12 protein-coding genes are annotated in these 15155 nt (G+C 60.8%); 10 read left to right on the top strand and 2 right to left on the bottom strand.

All coding sequences use genetic code 11. The features are described 5' to 3' along the window. Positions 1 to 11: 11 nt before the first annotated feature. On the bottom strand, positions 12 to 2024 hold the full coding sequence (locus JYP46_RS10745; RefSeq protein WP_206548082.1) for a thioredoxin domain-containing protein: 2013 nt from the start codon (positions 2022 to 2024) through the stop codon (positions 12 to 14). 79 nt (positions 2025 to 2103) lie between these two features. Here JYP46_RS10745 and mnmE point away from each other — a divergent pair, with 79 nt between their 5' ends. From mnmE to JYP46_RS10720, 5 genes are all read left to right on the top strand, one after another. Continuing rightward, on the top strand, positions 2104 to 3417 hold the full coding sequence (mnmE, locus tag JYP46_RS10740) for a tRNA uridine-5-carboxymethylaminomethyl(34) synthesis GTPase MnmE (RefSeq protein WP_206548081.1): 1314 nt from the start codon (positions 2104 to 2106) through the stop codon (positions 3415 to 3417). Between the two features lie 259 nt (positions 3418 to 3676). Further along, on the top strand, positions 3677 to 5548 hold the full coding sequence (gene mnmG, locus JYP46_RS10735) for a tRNA uridine-5-carboxymethylaminomethyl(34) synthesis enzyme MnmG (RefSeq protein ID WP_206548080.1): 1872 nt from the start codon (positions 3677 to 3679) through the stop codon (positions 5546 to 5548). Next, complete coding sequence (rsmG, locus tag JYP46_RS10730; RefSeq protein WP_206548079.1) at positions 5548 to 6180, top strand: 16S rRNA (guanine(527)-N(7))-methyltransferase RsmG; 633 nt, start codon at positions 5548 to 5550, stop codon at positions 6178 to 6180. Before mnmG ends, rsmG begins: the two co-directional genes overlap by 1 nt. Before the next feature lie 52 nt (positions 6181 to 6232). Continuing rightward, on the top strand, positions 6233 to 7021 hold the full coding sequence (locus tag JYP46_RS10725) for a ParA family protein (RefSeq protein ID WP_206545578.1): 789 nt from the start codon (positions 6233 to 6235) through the stop codon (positions 7019 to 7021). A gap of 56 nt (positions 7022 to 7077) precedes the next feature. Continuing rightward, a complete protein-coding gene (locus JYP46_RS10720; protein ID WP_206548078.1) occupies positions 7078 to 7947 on the top strand; it encodes a ParB/RepB/Spo0J family partition protein in 870 nt (289 codons plus the stop codon). A 157-nt stretch (positions 7948 to 8104) separates the two neighbouring features. Here JYP46_RS10720 and holA read toward each other — a convergent pair whose 3' ends face one another. Beyond that, positions 8105 to 9145 carry a DNA polymerase III subunit delta gene (gene holA, locus JYP46_RS10715; RefSeq protein ID WP_206548077.1) on the bottom strand — a complete coding sequence of 347 codons (1041 nt, stop codon included), beginning with the start codon at positions 9143 to 9145 and terminating at the stop codon, positions 8105 to 8107. A gap of 467 nt (positions 9146 to 9612) precedes the next feature. On the opposite strand from holA, the gene JYP46_RS10710 reads away from it, so the two are divergent. From JYP46_RS10710 to JYP46_RS10690, 5 genes are read left to right on the top strand one after another with little or no spacing between them, the layout of a single operon-like run. After that, the gene (locus JYP46_RS10710) at positions 9613 to 10401 is read left to right on the top strand and encodes a cyclase family protein (protein WP_206548076.1); all 789 of its coding nucleotides are present in this window, start codon (positions 9613 to 9615) and stop codon (positions 10399 to 10401) included. 13 nt (positions 10402 to 10414) lie between these two features. Further along, a complete protein-coding gene (locus JYP46_RS10705) occupies positions 10415 to 10861 on the top strand; it encodes a hypothetical protein (RefSeq protein ID WP_206545582.1) in 447 nt (148 codons plus the stop codon). Next, positions 10861 to 11343 (top strand): MarR family winged helix-turn-helix transcriptional regulator, encoded by a 483-nt coding sequence (locus JYP46_RS10700; protein ID WP_113153608.1) that lies wholly within the window; start codon positions 10861 to 10863, stop codon positions 11341 to 11343. The genes JYP46_RS10705 and JYP46_RS10700 overlap by 1 nt, the downstream gene beginning before the upstream one ends. A 53-nt stretch (positions 11344 to 11396) precedes the next feature. Continuing rightward, entirely contained in the window at positions 11397 to 13550 is a 2154-nt protein-coding gene (locus JYP46_RS10695) for a thiamine pyrophosphate-dependent enzyme (protein WP_206545584.1), read from the top strand. Between the two features lie 17 nt (positions 13551 to 13567). Next, the gene (locus JYP46_RS10690) at positions 13568 to 15097 is read left to right on the top strand and encodes an indolepyruvate oxidoreductase subunit beta family protein (RefSeq protein ID WP_244974859.1); all 1530 of its coding nucleotides are present in this window, start codon (positions 13568 to 13570) and stop codon (positions 15095 to 15097) included. Positions 15098 to 15155 lie beyond the last annotated feature (58 nt).

Below are 15155 nucleotides of genomic sequence, written 5' to 3'. Positions count from 1 at the left end.
TAAAATCCTGCTCAGTGCCTTCTGCGCAACGCCTCTTCCAGTGCATTGGCGGTGTCGAATGGGGGCAGGCAGGTCTGGCCGACGCACAGATAGGCCGCTTTCCGTTTCGGATCGACGGTGACGCCGCCGGGCAGTTCCATCGCTTCTTTCGCTCCAGAAAGAACGATGTCGAAACGGCGTGGATCCAGATGTCGATTCGCTACCGGAACAAAAACCCGTTCTGCATCGGGTTCGACCATGACCAGCTTCATGGGTTCTTCCGCCAGAGCCGCAGCATAGACAGTGCCCGCCTGGCCATAGGTCTGGCTCGCAGCGCGCCCGAGAGCCTTTTCAACGACATGGGCCAGATGGGCGCCGAGAGCGCCGTTGTGGAGCACGGAGAGGGCAAGGAGCGCTTCTATGCACTGGCTGGTGGCCGACGGGATGGCCTCATCCACATCACCGCGAATGCGCATGGGTACGTCTCCGGCGTCTGAAGCGGACAGAAAATAGCCTGACGCATCAGCATCCGCGTGCCATTCGTCCAACACGGTGCGCCAGGCATCTGCCTGTGCGAGCAGTGTTGCATCGCCTGTCGCCTGATAAAGCGCCGCTGCAGCGGAAATCATGCAGGCATAATCGCTGGTGAGCCCGGGAAAGACCCGGTTCCCGGCGCGGATGCTGTGGGGCAGGCGGCCGTGATCCATCGATTCGCATACGAAACGAAAAGCCGTTTGCGCAGCTTCAATCCAGTCCCGGCGCTCAAGGGTGCGACCGGCTTCGGCGAGAGCTGTGATCGTGAGGCCGTTCCAGTCGACCAGAATCTTGTCGTCACGCCCCGGTTGGGCACGGGAGTTGCGGGCTTCAAGCAGTCTGTCGAGCATGTCGCGCAGCGCAGTTTCGGTCTCACGCCCCTGAGACTCCGGCGTCGAACGACGATGCAGGAGCGGCGCGCCCTCCCAGCCTTCCGGTTGAGCGACCGAGAAGACTTCCAGAAAGCGATTTGCGTCCGCACCCAGGACGGAACTGAGCTCTTCTTCCGTCCAGAGATAGGTTTGCCCCTCAACGCCTTCAGTATCCGCGTCCAGACTGGAGATGAACGCGCCATTCACGTCCCGCATCTCACGGAGCAGCCAGCCGACGGTTTCTTCGATTCGATACCGAAACAATTCATTCTGGGTTTCACCATACGCCCAGCACAGCATGCGGAGGAGCTGTGCGTTGTCGTAGAGCATTTTCTCGAAATGCGGGACAATCCACTGATCGTCTGTCGCATAACGCGCGAGGCCACCGCCTACATGATCGTAAATGCCGCCCGAAAGCATGGATTTGAGGCTGAACAGCACCGCTTCTTTAGAAGAAACATCGCCGGATTGAAGCGCATGAAGCCAGAGTATGCGCATGAACGGGACATTGGGGAATTTTGGGGCACCGCGAAGGCCGCCCAGTTCCATGTCGATCATGCGCAGAATTTTCGGCGCAAGATCATCCAGCAGCGCAGAAGGGGAGGCGGAGCGACCGGAAGTGGGGGAGAGCCGACTCTCGACATGCGACTTCAACGCCGTGGCACTCTTCAGGAGGTCGGTGCGCTTGTTCTTCCAGGCTGCATTGACCGCTTCCAGAACCTGCGGGAAGCCTGGGCGGCCGTAGCGCTGTTCAGGTGGAAAGTAGGTGCCGCCCCAGAACGGGTTTCCGTCCGAATCGAGAAACATGGTCAGCGGCCAGCCGCCTTGCTCGCCGGTCGCAGACAGGGCCGCCATATAGATCTGATCGATCTCCGGCCGCTCTTCCCGATCCACCTTGATATTGACGAAGTGCCGGTTCATGGCCTCCGCAACTTTAGAATTCTCGAATGACTCATGAGCCATCACGTGACACCAATGGCACGCGGCGTATCCAACGGAGAGAAGAATTGGACGGTCCGTCTCCCGGGCTTCCTGCAGGGCCGCCGCAGACCAGGGGCGCCAATGGACCGGATTATCCTTGTGCTGCAAGAGATAGGGGCTGGTTTCGTTGGAAAGCAGATTTTTTGCTGGCAGAGCCATCAGGATTCCTTGCACATCGGATCGTTATGGAAAATATCTACCGGCACGGTAGGGCGCTTTGGACGTAAGGGCAATTCAGATGCGGGCAACGATATTCGCACTTTCCAGCGGTGGACTGCCATCGGGGGTCGCCGTGGTGCGCCTTTCCGGCGAAGGCACCCGTCAGGCCCTTGAGGAAATGGCGGGTGCCTTGCCTGTAGCGCGACAGGTTGCGTTGCGCGGGATTCACAATCGCGACGGCGTGCTTCTCGATCGGGGGCTTGTTCTCTTCTTTCCGGCTCCGCACAGTTTCACAGGTGAGGATTGTGCGGAGCTGCATCTGCATGGTGGACGCGCCGTGGTTCAGGCAGTGCTTGACGCGCTGGCCGGCTTTGCAGGGTTCCGTCTGGCAGAAGCCGGAGAGTTTACCCGACGCGCCTTCTTGAACGGAAAATTCGACCTCACGGAAGCAGAAGCGCTGTCCGACCTGATTGCCGCAGAAACAGAAGCGCAGCGCCGCTTTGCGTTGGCCAATGCGGAGACACGGCATCGCGCACTCTACGATGGCTGGCGCAGGACACTTATTCAGGCCCGCGCCATGATCGAGGCGGAGCTTGATTTCTCGGATGAGGAAGACGTTCCGGGTTCGGTTGCGGAGCAGGTCTGGAATGATGTCACTGCGCTGCACCGATCCTTGCGGACACATGCCGCCGGATATCGGAATGCCGAGATCATCAGAGAGGGATACCGCGTCGTGATTCTCGGTGCGCCCAATGCCGGAAAATCCAGCCTTCTCAATGCGCTTGCCCAACGCGATATCGCCATCGTGACGGATGAGCCAGGAACCACGCGCGATGCGCTGGAGACCGCACTCGACATTGACGGTGCGAAAGTGATCCTGACGGATACGGCTGGCATTCGGGAGAACCCCGGCCGCGTTGAAGCACTCGGGATCGAACGCGCGATCAGCAGAGCGAAAGACGCGGATCTGATCCTTGTTCTCGAAGACATGTCTGCTGAAGACACTGTGGAAGCACCGGCCGATGCACCTTCTCTACGGGTCGGAAACAAGGCTGATCTTCCGGCCAAAGATCGAAATCAGCGGGACTACGACTTTGAGATCTCGGTCAAATCCGGTGAAGGGATCGATGCTCTTCTGGCAGAACTACGTCAGCGGGTGGGGGATGCGACCCGGAATGCGACGGAGGTGCTGCCGTTCAGGCAGCGTCACGTACAGCTGATCGAAGAAGCCGCACGTCATGCTCAGACAGCAATTGCGTCCGAGGACACACCACTCGAACTGCGCGCGGAAGAGCTGCGACTTTCTGCAGATGCGCTGGGACGCATCTCTGGAAGCATTGACGTCGAGGACCTTCTCGACACGATCTTCTCGCAGTTCTGTATTGGCAAATGACTCACGTGAAACACACACCTTGAATCGGTGACCCACGTGAAACAGTGTTGATTGATTTTGCGATGACTCACGTGAAACACGGGATAGGAGATTGAACAGTCTTGACTCATTGTTTCACGTGAAACCCGTCGAACTCAAATCTCTTGACTGATGGGTTGGAAAAGGACATGTCATCCAACGTCCCAATGCCAATGTCCTTAAATCCAGCCAGCTTTCTTCTCTGGTCGAGACGTTTGCGCAGCGCAGATGGATATGAATAATGACGAATGAAACCTTTGATGTGATTGTGATCGGTGGCGGGCACGCCGGCGCTGAAGCGGCATCCGCCTCTGCGCGCAGCGGTGCAAAGACCGCGTTGGTTACACTTCGCTTCGACACCATCGGCGCGATGTCCTGCAACCCGGCAATCGGTGGGCTTGGCAAGGGGCACCTTGTTCGGGAAGTCGATGCGCTGGACGGCATTATGGGACGTGCGGCAGACGCCGCCGGCATTCAGTTTCGTTTACTCAATCGCCGCAAGGGCCCAGCAGTTCGCGGCCCGCGTACACAGGCAGATCGCAAGCTCTATCGGGCTGCGGTGCAGGAGGCGATCCGTTCTCAAGAGCATCTCGAAGTGATCGAAGGCGAGGCGCTGGAACTGGTCATCGATGCGGGGCGGGTCACGGGTGTCGTTGTGTCCGGAGAGCGTCATCTCAACTGTGGCTCTGTCGTGTTGACCACTGGCACGTTTCTACGCGGCCTCATCCACATCGGTGAAAAGACGATACCGGCCGGGCGCATGAATGAGCAGGCTGCCGAGCGTCTTTCGCTTTCCATGGAAGCAGCTGGCTTCCGGCTTGGGCGATTGAAGACGGGGACCCCGCCCAGGCTGGACGGTCGTACGATTGACTGGGCATCGCTAGACATGCAGCCAGCGGACGACGATCCGACACCATTCTCCCTGCTGACAGACAGGATTGTGAATCGGCAGATAGAGTGCGGCATCACGCGAACGACACCGGAAACCCATCAGGTGATCCGGGACAATCTGCATCGCTCGGCCATGTACTCCGGCGCGATTGACGGAATCGGACCGCGCTATTGTCCGTCCATTGAAGACAAGATCGTCAAGTTTGGCGACAGGGAAGGGCATCAGATATTCCTGGAGCCGGAAGGTCTCGATGACCACACGGTTTATCCGAACGGTATTTCGACTTCGCTGCCTGAAGATGCGCAGGTCGCGCTTCTCAAGACCATTCCCGGCTTGGCTGAGACCGTGGTGCTTCAGCCGGGATATGCGATTGAATATGACCATGTGGATCCGCGAGATCTCGAACCGACACTTGAGACCCGGCGGGTGAAGGGGCTGTTCCTGGCGGGACAGATCAACGGCACGACCGGTTATGAAGAGGCTGCAGCTCAAGGCATTCTTGCCGGCATCAATGCAGCGCGGTCGGCGTCCGGCACCGGCATGATCACCCTCGGCCGGGCGGATGCCTATATCGGCGTGATGATCGACGATCTGGTGACGCGCGGTGTGAGTGAACCCTATCGCATGTTCACCTCGCGCGCAGAATATCGCCTGTCGCTGCGGGCAGACAATGCGGATATGCGCCTGACGCCTCTGGCCACGGAACTGGGCATTGCGTCGTCAGAGAGACGGAAGCGCTTCAGCGAGATGCAGACGGCGCTGGACGATGCGCGAGCGCTGATCAAGAGCCGTGACCTGAGCCCCAATGAAGCCGAGCGTCATGGCATAGCGCTGAACAAGGACGGTGTCCGGCGCTCCGCCTACGATCTCTTGTCCTATCCAAATATCGATATGAGCCGACTTACTACCATCTGGAATGACTTCTCCTCTATCCCTCCGAAGCTCGCGGAGCTCGTCGAGACGGAGGCGCGATACGCCGTCTATCTTGAACGGCAGGGAAGTGACGCCGCTATGCTGCGGCGAGAAGAAGCGCGGCTCATACCGGATGATATGACGTTCGATACGATTGTGGGATTGTCCAATGAGCTCAAGCAGAAGCTTGCGGCCCGGCGGCCGCGGAGCATTGCAGACGCCCAGCGGATCGATGGGATGACACCGGCAGCTCTGGCACTGATCATCGCCACGCTGCGCCAGTTTGAGACCGAGCGGGGCGCTGCATAATGGCGACATCGCATTTCGATCAGCTTGTGGAAATCGCTGGTCCAGTTTCACGTGAAACATTTGATCGTCTGGTTGCGTTTGAGGAAGTTTTCCGACGCTGGTCGAGACGAATCAATCTGGCCGCCCCTTCGACTCTGGAGACCTTGTGGGAGCGTCATATCCTGGATAGCGCGCAGCTTCTGCGGCTCGCACCGGATGCCCGGAAATGGCTCGATGTCGGATCGGGCGGTGGTTTTCCCGGCGCGGTTATGGCGATTTTGCTCGCTGAAAAGCCAGGTGCAGAGGTGCATCTGGTTGAAAGCAACCGCAAGAAAGCAGCCTTTCTTGTCTCGTCGCTCAACGAGGTCGGGGTTCGGCCAAAGGTTCATGCAAAGCGAATCGAGGACTGCTACAGCCTCATCGAGGCCCCGGAGATCGTTACGGCACGGGCTTTGGCTCCGCTTTCGCTGCTTCTCGAGCTGACAGAGCCCTGGTTGAGCCAGGGTGCGCGTGCGCTCTTTCACAAAGGCCGGGATTACCGGAGGGAAGTGGAAGAAAGCGGTAACGCGTGGCGGTTCGATCTGGTAGAACACAAAGACAAGGTCGATGCGGCAGCCATCATTCTCGAAGTGAAGAATCCTGTTCGGCTTTAGCCGGGGTCGTCGCGGAACCTTTCAGTCGAGTCTATTCGAGGTAGCAGCAGCGATGAATAGCGGTACGCGAATCATCACAGTCGCAAACCAGAAGGGCGGGGTTGGCAAGACAACCACAGCCATAAATTTGGCAACCGCGCTTGCCGCGATTGGCGAAAACGTTCTGGTCGTCGATCTTGATCCGCAGGGCAATGCCAGCACCGGGCTGGGCATTGACCGTCAGAAGCGTCTCGTTTCGTCCTATGATGTGTTGACCGGTGGGGCAGGCATCATGGAAGCGGCTATGGAAACCGCTGTTCCCGGTCTCTCGATCGTGGCTTCGACGCTCGATCTTCTGGGCATTGAAATGGAAATTTCGAGCGCGCCTGACCGTGTTCTGAAGCTGCGTAACGCATTGAATCAGGACGGAATTCCTTATTCCTACGTTCTGGTGGATTGCCCGCCATCCCTGAACCTTCTGACGCTGAATGCGATGGCGGCAGCCGATTCCATTCTGGTTCCGCTGCAGTGCGAGTTCTTCGCGCTGGAGGGTCTGAGCCAGCTTCTTGAGACGGTTGAGCAGGTGCGTGCCTCGATCAATCCGCATCTCGGCATTCAGGGCATTGTCCTGACCATGTTCGACCAGCGCAACAATCTCGCCAACCAGGTGGTGGCGGATGTGCGGGCGCATATGGGCGAGACCGTCTACGACACGGTTATTCCGCGCAATGTGCGTGTTTCCGAGGCGCCGTCCTATGGGAAGCCTGCGTTGCTCTACGATCTGAAATGCAGCGGTAGCCAGGCTTATCTACAGCTGGCTTCTGAAGTGATCCGTCGTGAACGGCGGTTGCAGGCTGCCTGAGTTCGATTTCATCGGACGGGCGGTTAAATGAGTTTTGTGGCTGATGGTGTTTTGACATGAACGAAGATCCTTCACGCAAGCGTCTGGGGCGCGGTCTGGCCGCTCTGATCGGGGAGATGGACAAGCCGGATACCGAGCAGAAGGAAGCGGTGCGCGCGGATCGCTCCGTGCCAATCGAGTTCATTTCGCCAAACCCGCGCAACCCCCGCCGGCTCTTTGCCGAGGGTGATCTGGGTGATCTCGCCCAGTCGATCCGTGAGCATGGCATCGTGCAGCCTGTGGTGGTTCGTTCCGGCGATGCGCCGGGCCGGTTTGAGATCATTGCGGGTGAACGCCGCTGGCGCGCCGCACAGCGGGCAGGTCTGACCGAGGTTCCGGTCATCCTGCGCGAGGTGGATGACAAGGCCGCGCTAGAGCTGGCCATCATCGAGAACGTGCAGCGCGCGGACCTGAACGCGATCGAAGAAGCGCGCGGCTATCAGCAGCTGATCGATGAGCACAGCTATACGCAGGCGGATCTCGGCCAGGTGATCGGCAAGAGCCGCAGCCATGTGGCGAACACGCTTCGTCTGCTCAAACTGCCGGAAGCCGTGGCGGCTCTCATTGTCGATGGATCGCTGTCCGCTGGCCATGCGCGTACGCTGGTAACGGCGCAGGACCCGGTTGCGCTTGCTCTGCGTATCATCGAGGACGGGCTTTCCGTCCGCCAGGCAGAGGCTCTGGCCGCAGCGCCGGCGGAAGAAGGCAAGGCCGAGCGTGAGCCGAAGAAGGAAAAGGACGCGGACACGCTGGCCCTCCAGAAGCTTCTGAGCGATCAGACAGGGCTCAAGGTCGTGATCAATCACAAGCAGCGTGGCGGCGAAATGCGCATTGCCTATCGCTCGCTGGAACAGCTCGACGAGCTTTGCCGTCTCCTGAAGCAGTAGCCAAGGGCCTGTTTGCAGAACTGGATTGCCGTGCGTCCATGAGGACGCACGAGGGCTGATCCGCGCTATTGATGAGCATCGGCATGACCCGAGACCGGGATCCGGTTGCCGGTCTTCTGCTCTGGAAATACCAATGATTTGAGTGATATGCGGCCGGTTAGCGCCGGCCGCGCGCGCCTTCGACCGTGAGGGCGAGAAGGGCCTGTCGCGCCAGAGGAACGGCAAGGGCTGGCTTTTGCCGTGTGCGCAGGATGGCTGCCTGCAGGCGGTCGGCGGCGTTCTTCAACGCGGTGCTGTTCCAGCGGCCAAGCGCTGTCTCCACCGTCTTGCGACGCGAGAAGAAGACCGGCGGTCTTGCGCCGGCAACGGCGGAACTGGCCGAGACGCCCTGGCTGTCCATTGCCTGACGCATGATCTGCAGGGCGTGCACCTGCCGCAATGTGGCGGAGAGCACGAGGAAGGGCGGGTTTCCAGCGGCAACAAAGCGCCGGAAGGCGCTGTCGAATGCCTGAAAACGCCCGGAAATGATCGCATCAACCGCTTCATCCGTACTCAGTCCGGCCACGTCGCCGATGAGTGAGCGTATGTCTTCCGGCGTGACTTCCGTTGCCCCCTTGCAGTAAAGCGCAAGCTTCTCCAGTTCACCACGGGTGGCGAGCCGGTCTCCGCCGAGATTGGCTTTGAGGAGCTGGCGCGCTTCAAGAGAGATTTTCAGCCCCGCCGCGCCGAGCGCTTCATCAATGACGGCGTCGACGCCGCGCCCATCGTCTGCATAGCAGGGAAGGGCCATTGCACTTGCGCCGCGTTCGGCAGCCGAGCGCAGCGACGAGCCTTTTTTAAGGTCGCCGGCCTCGATCAGGATGGTGCAATCGGTCGGGGGATTGCTGTTCAGCGCGGTGACGTCGGCCACAAATGCCTTGTGATTGCCTGCGCCCTTCACCCAGATCAGGCGTTGATCGGAGAACATGGGAACCGTCTGCGCCTCATCGGCAAGCCGGCCCGGCTGCTGCTCCACTTCGCTGGCTTCAAGGCGCACGACAGTGAAGGGATCGTCCAGCGGCAATCCCGTTCCGGTCGCATAACGCTTCGCCCGTTCGCTGACCAGGCCGCGATCGGGCCCGTAGATCAGGACGATACGGTAGGTCTGCTCGGGACGAGCAAGCCAGCGGTCGACTTCATGCGCTTTCTTCTGTGCCATGTCGGCTGAATATCACAGCAAGGCCGGCCGGGCACCCAGAGAAAGTTGAAAGACGCAGATTGCTCACCGTCCAGTTTGTGTGTGCCGCGCGGAGAAGCCTGGCAGTGCTGGTTGAAGAGATAACCGACGGAGAATTCCAGTATGGGTGGCGTGTCGCGAACCGGATCTGCGAAGGGGCAGGGCGTGTTTCCCGACCCAATTCAGATGCATGTTTCATGTGAAACCATGCTCGGCTGAAGCAGGCTTTTCCGAAGAGGCTGATTTCGGGCCTTGATCGTCTTTCTGACTGCGAATCAGCTTTGAAGATGCGTGTCATCACATGCATTTGTGCTTTTGATGCAAGACGCTCGCCCATTTCAAGGGTTTCGTCGGCCTCAAGATATTTGCAAATGCATTCTTTTTGGTCTAGGTCAGAAGAGAGCACAGGGAGGATGTCTGTGCTCTTACATATCTCTGGGAGGAGAAACATGAGCAAGTCCGTCATTGGTGAGCTTGCGAGCCAATTGCTTTCCGGCGAGGTGGAGGTCGTTGACCTGGCCGCCGTACTTGGCCCGAAAACCCCGCTTCTGAAGCTTCCGCCAGAGCTTGCGGTCGATACGCCCAAAATCGAGATCCACAAGATCTCGGCCTATGATGACAATGGCCCCTGGTGGGCATGGAACTGGCTGAAACTCGGTGAGCATTCGGGCACGCATTTTGATGCGCCGACCCACTGGATCACCGGGCGGGACCATCCCAATGCAACAACGGACACGATTGAACCGCAGAATTTTGTTGCGCCGGTCAATGTCATCGACTGTTCCGCCGAGGCCGCGGAGAACAATGATTTCCTGCTGACGGTGGATCACATCAAGGCATGGGAAGCCGAGCACGGCGACATTCGCCCCGGTGAGTGGGTGGTGCTGCGCAGCGACTGGTACAAGCGCAACGGCTCGGAAGAGGCGTTTCTCAATGCGGACGAGACTGGCCCGCATTCGCCGGGCCCGACTGCAGAAGCCATCGAATATCTTCTTGAGAAGGGGATTGTTGGCTGGGGCAGCGAGACCATCGGAACCGATGCCGGGCAGGCCGGTGGCATGGAGCCGCCATTTCCCGCGCACAATCTGCTTCACAAGGCAAACCGCTATGGGCTGGCCAGCCTTGCCAATCTCGACAGGCTTCCGCCCAAGGGGGCGATCCTGATCGCCGCGCCGCTCAAGATCGAGCAGGGCACCGGCAGCCCGTGCCGTGTTCTGGCGCTGGTCTCCAGGAACTGAGCCGGAGCTTCCGATGACCGGACCCGAAACACACTTCCATGGCAGCGTCGTAAAGGCGCTTCACGCGACCGTATATCCGTGCGGTCGCGCCTCGGTGTCGCGCCGCCATTCCAGGGCGCGCTGCCATGTGACGGGTGATAAGGCTGGAAAGCCGAAGGGTCCGACCAACGGGGAATGGACAGACGCGCAGCGCGAGGCCTATGCAGGCCGCGTTGAAGCAATTTCGAACCGGCATATCGGCAGTTCATCAAACACGATCATCGACCACGGCGCATCTGTGCCGGCAGACCTCGAAGCGATGGGCTCTTTTGCAGCCCGTGCTGCGTCCTCTCGGTGGCGTGGGCTTCTCAGGTCTGGTCGTGATCGGCGGATATCCATTGGCGGGTCCATCCGGCAGGGTGCGGGGCTGAGCGGAAAGCCGGCTGGCGGTTCGGAGCATCTGTTGGCGGAGAAGCTCTGATGGACGAACGGCAGGACGGCAAGACCCCGAGGATCGCAACGCTGGGCCAGATGGGGCTTCAGCACTTTGCACCCTATCTGATGAACCGGATCATGGGGCGTTACAACGCGACGCTGCGCCATGATTTACGGGAGCAGGGGCTGACCGTTCCGCAGGCGCGCGCACTGGCGGTTCTGATGGTTGGCGACGGGATGTCGATCAACGAATTGTCGGTCTACACCGTCATCGAACAGTCGACCATGAGCCGGACGCTCGACGCGCTTGAAACGCAGGGGCTGGTGCGGCGCGAAGCCTGTCAGGATGACAGCCGCACGCGACACATCTTTCTGACCGACAAGGGGCGTGAGGAGTTCAACCGTGCATGGCCGGCCATGCACGACGCCTTTGCCGAGATGTTCAATGACATCGACGAGGCGGAGTATTCCGCCTTCATCGCCACGCTTCAGAAAATACTGGGCAACATCCGACAACACGATTTCTAGCAGATTGCGCTTGAGGGCGATCAGCCCCGGCGCATGAGACGGGAGAATGCACCATGGCAGAACGTTCGTTCGTGAAGGAGGTTCAGAAGCTTCGCCTCGGGGCCGGTGAGACCTTTCACGGCGAGGGCATTCTGGCCATCACCAAGGCGCTCCTGCAGTGTGGCGTGGGTTATGTCGGTGGCTATCAGGGCGCGCCGATCAGCCATTTGATGGACGTGCTTGCCGACGCGCAGGACATTCTGGGCGAGCTTGGCGTGCACTTCGAGGCAAGCGCCTCCGAGGCGACGGCGACCGCCATGCTCGCCGCTTCGGTTCACTATCCCATTCGCGGCGCATGCACCTTCAAATCGTCGGTCGGCCTGAACGTCGCCTCCGATGCGCTCGCCAACCTCGCCTCCGGCGGCGTGACGGGTGGGGCGCTGATCATCGTGGGTGAGGATTATGGCGAAGGCTCCTCGATCATGCAGGAGCGCAGCCACCCCTTCGCCATGAAGAGCCAGGTCTGGCTGCTCGACCCGCGGCCCAACCTGCCGTCCATCGTGAAGGCAGTCGAAGACGGGTTCGAGCTTTCCGAAGCGTCCAACACACCGGTCATGCTGATGGTGCGCATCCGCAGCTGCCATGTGACCGGCAGTTTCGAGACCAAGGAAAACAAACGGCCCGGGATGACCGTGGCCGACGCGCTTGAGAACCCGCGCCGCGACACCAACCGCATCGTGCTGCCGCCGGCCTCCTTCCTGCATGAGAAGGAGAAGGTGGAAAAGCGCATGCCGGCGGCGGTCGATTTCATCCGCTCGCGCAGGATCAACGAGTTCTTCGGTCCCGACCGGGGCAAGGCCGGGATCATCCTGCAGGGCGGCATGTACAACAGCGTCATCCGCGCGCTGCAGCGCATCGGTCTTGCCGATGTCTACGGCGAAACGGATGTGCCGCTCTATGTACTCAATGCGGTTTATCCGCTGATCGACGATGAAGTGATCGACTTCTGCGCCGACAAGGATTCGATCCTGATCGTGGAGGAGGGGCAGCCCAACTATCTCGAGCAGGCGATTGCCTCGCTGATGCACAAGAAGGGGCTCGACACGCGCATCCTCGGCAAGGACATTCTGCCGATGGCCGGCGAATACACTGGGCAGGTGATGCTGGACGGCATCAGCGCCTATCTGCGCGCCAACGCGCCGGAGCTGCTGGCCGCGCAGGTGCTGGCGCCCAATGCGTCGGGCGAGAACACGCTGGCGGCGGATCTCGCCAAGGTGGTGCCGGGGCGTCCGCCGGGCTTTTGCACCGGCTGCCCGGAACGGCCGATCTTCGCTGCGACGAAGCTGATCGAAAAGGAACTCGGACCGCACCACATCTCGTCGGATATCGGCTGTCATCTGTTTTCGATCATGCCGCCCTTCGAGCTGGGGGCGACGACCATGGGCTATGGTCTCGGCCCGGCCTCCGCCTCGGCCTTCAATTCGCCTGACGCCAAGCGCCGCTCCATCTCCTTTGTGGGCGATGGTGGCTTCTGGCACAACGGTCTGACCTCCTCCATTGGCAATGCCGTGTTCAACCAGAATGACGGCGTGATCGTTGTGGTGGACAATTTCTATTCGGCGGCCACGGGCGGGCAGGACGTGCTTTCCTCGCGCGCCGACAATCCCACCAAGTCGACCCAGCATCCGATCACCGATGCGGTGAAGGGAATGGGCGTGAAATGGGTTCGGCATATTGATCGCACCTATGACGTGACCAAGGTGCGCGCCGCGCTGCGCGAGGCGCTGACGACGGAGGAGAAGGGACCGAAGGTCATCGTCGCGTCGTCCGAATGCATGCTCAACAGGCAGCGTCGCGAAAAGCCGCAGACCGCCAAGGCGATCTCCGGCGGCGAGCGTGTGGTGAAGCCGCGCTTCGGCGTGGACGAGGATGTGTGCACCGGCGATCACGCCTGCATGCGGCTGTCGGGCTGTCCGTCGCTCTCGGTCAAGAAGCTGGATGACCCGCTGCGCGATGATCCGGTGGCGTCCATTGACCACACCTGTGTCGGTTGCGGCAATTGCGGCGAAGTGGCCGACGCGGCGGTGCTGTGTCCCTCCTTCTACCGCGCCGATGTGGTGCACAATCCCGGCTCGTGGGACCGGTTTGCCGACAGGCTGCGTCGCCGCGTGACGGGCTTCCTGCAAACACGCCGTGAGAAGCGGCGTCTGACATTCGGAGAGGCTTGAGACCCATGGCCAAACGGATGAAAGCAAACGAAGACCAGAAGATCATCAAGCTCGCCATTCTCGCCGTTGGCGGGCAGGGCGGCGGTGTGCTGACCAATTGGATCACCGATGTTGCCGAGCGCAACGGATATCTCGCCCAGGCAACCTCCGTTGCCGGCGTGGCCCAGCGCACCGGCGCGACGATCTACTATGTCGAGATGTGTCCCGACACCGGCCGCCGTCCGGTCTTTTCGCTGGCTCCGGCACAGGGCGATATCGATATCCTGATTGCCGCCGAGCTGATGGAGGCGGGCCGTGCGGTGATGCGCGGTTTCGTGACGCCCGACCGCACGACGCTGATCGCCTCGGCGCACCGCATCGCTGCCGTGTCGGAGAAGATCGAGCCGGGTGACGGCCGCGCAGACTCGCCCACCGTTCACAAAAATGCGCGTGAGGCGGCCAGCCGCTACATCTGCTTCGACATGGAAAAGGTGGCGGTCGAGGCTGGGTCGGTGATCTCGTCGAGCCTGTTCGGCGCGCTGGCCGGTTCCGGCGCATTGCCGTTTGCGCGCGAGAGCTATGAAGAGACCATCGAGGCTTCCGGACGCGGTGTGAAGGCCAGCCTGGCTGCCTTCGGCAAGGCGTTCGAGCGCACGGTTGCCGGTGAAGATGCTTCTGCGGTTGTTCAGGATGCGCCGCCGGCCGGGCAGAGGATCGCCGTTGCCGGGCCGGAGCGGCTGGTTGCCGCGTGGAACGCGCTGGCAGTGCGCGCCGATGCCTATCCCGTACCGGTGAGGGCGATGGCGCTCGCCGGGCTGCGCAAGGTGGTCGACTATCAGGATCTCGCCTATGGCGCGGAGTATCTGGACAGGCTCGATCAGGCGCTGGCGCTGGACAGTGACGAGAAGGATCACGCGCTGGGCGAGGCCGCTGCAAAGCATGTGGCGAACGCCATGTGCTATGACGACATTTTGCGCGTGGCGGATCTGAAGACGCGCACGGCGCGGGCCGAGCGCATCCGAAAGGAAATGAAGGTCGGCGACGCCAATGTGCTGCAGGTGACCGAGTTCTTCCATCCGCGCGTCGAAGAGTTCTGCGGCACGCTGCCCACGGGGCTGGGGCGTTTCATCGAAAACCGGCCGGGTCTTTCGAAATGGGTCGACCGCCGCATCAATCGCGGCCGGCGCATCCGCACCGACAGCCTGTTCGGCTTTGGGGCGCTGTGGGTGATTGGAACGCTGCGGCCCTGGCGTCGGTCGCTCCTGCGCCATCAGGTCGAGAAGGAGCATCTGGACCGCTGGTATGCGCTGGCGCTTGATACGGCGCGACGCGATTATGGGCTGGCGGTGGAGATTCTCAACTGCCGCAGGCTCATCAAGGGCTATAGCGACACGCATGTGCGCGGGCATTCCAAGTTTGACCGGGTTCTGTCCGGATTGACGCTTCTGGAGGGCCGTGAGGACGCGGCCGACTGGCTGCGCCGGCTGCGTGAAGCGGCGCTCAAGGACGAAAAGGGCGAGATGCTGGATGGCGCGCTGAAAACGGTGGCGACGCTGGAAGCGGCCTGAGGATTGCGCGGGAATGAGCATGAGGAGGCCATGCCGGTGACGGTGTGGCCTCTCTCAT

The organism is Nitratireductor aquimarinus (genome assembly GCF_017255295.1).
In the GTDB taxonomy this organism is placed as follows: domain Bacteria; phylum Pseudomonadota; class Alphaproteobacteria; order Rhizobiales; family Rhizobiaceae; genus Nitratireductor; species Nitratireductor aquimarinus.
This window is presented reverse-complemented; position numbering and strand designations above follow the sequence as displayed.

What these genes read in the sequence shown, in the direction of transcription:
- JYP46_RS10745 (WP_206548082.1), bottom strand. Translation starts at nt 2,024, where the DNA reads ATGGCTCTGCCAGCAAAAAATCTGCTTTCCAACGAAACCAGCCCCTAT.
- mnmE (WP_206548081.1), top strand. Translation starts at nt 2,104, where the DNA reads ATGCGGGCAACGATATTCGCACTTTCCAGCGGTGGACTGCCATCGGGG.
- mnmG (WP_206548080.1), top strand. Translation starts at nt 3,677, where the DNA reads ATGACGAATGAAACCTTTGATGTGATTGTGATCGGTGGCGGGCACGCC.
- rsmG (WP_206548079.1), top strand. Translation starts at nt 5,548, where the DNA reads ATGGCGACATCGCATTTCGATCAGCTTGTGGAAATCGCTGGTCCAGTT.
- JYP46_RS10725 (WP_206545578.1), top strand. Translation starts at nt 6,233, where the DNA reads ATGAATAGCGGTACGCGAATCATCACAGTCGCAAACCAGAAGGGCGGG.
- JYP46_RS10720 (WP_206548078.1), top strand. Translation starts at nt 7,078, where the DNA reads ATGAACGAAGATCCTTCACGCAAGCGTCTGGGGCGCGGTCTGGCCGCT.
- holA (WP_206548077.1), bottom strand. Translation starts at nt 9,145, where the DNA reads ATGGCACAGAAGAAAGCGCATGAAGTCGACCGCTGGCTTGCTCGTCCC.
- JYP46_RS10710 (WP_206548076.1), top strand. Translation starts at nt 9,613, where the DNA reads ATGAGCAAGTCCGTCATTGGTGAGCTTGCGAGCCAATTGCTTTCCGGC.
- JYP46_RS10705 (WP_206545582.1), top strand. Translation starts at nt 10,415, where the DNA reads ATGACCGGACCCGAAACACACTTCCATGGCAGCGTCGTAAAGGCGCTT.
- JYP46_RS10700 (WP_113153608.1), top strand. Translation starts at nt 10,861, where the DNA reads ATGGACGAACGGCAGGACGGCAAGACCCCGAGGATCGCAACGCTGGGC.
- JYP46_RS10695 (WP_206545584.1), top strand. Translation starts at nt 11,397, where the DNA reads ATGGCAGAACGTTCGTTCGTGAAGGAGGTTCAGAAGCTTCGCCTCGGG.
- JYP46_RS10690 (WP_244974859.1), top strand. Translation starts at nt 13,568, where the DNA reads ATGAAAGCAAACGAAGACCAGAAGATCATCAAGCTCGCCATTCTCGCC.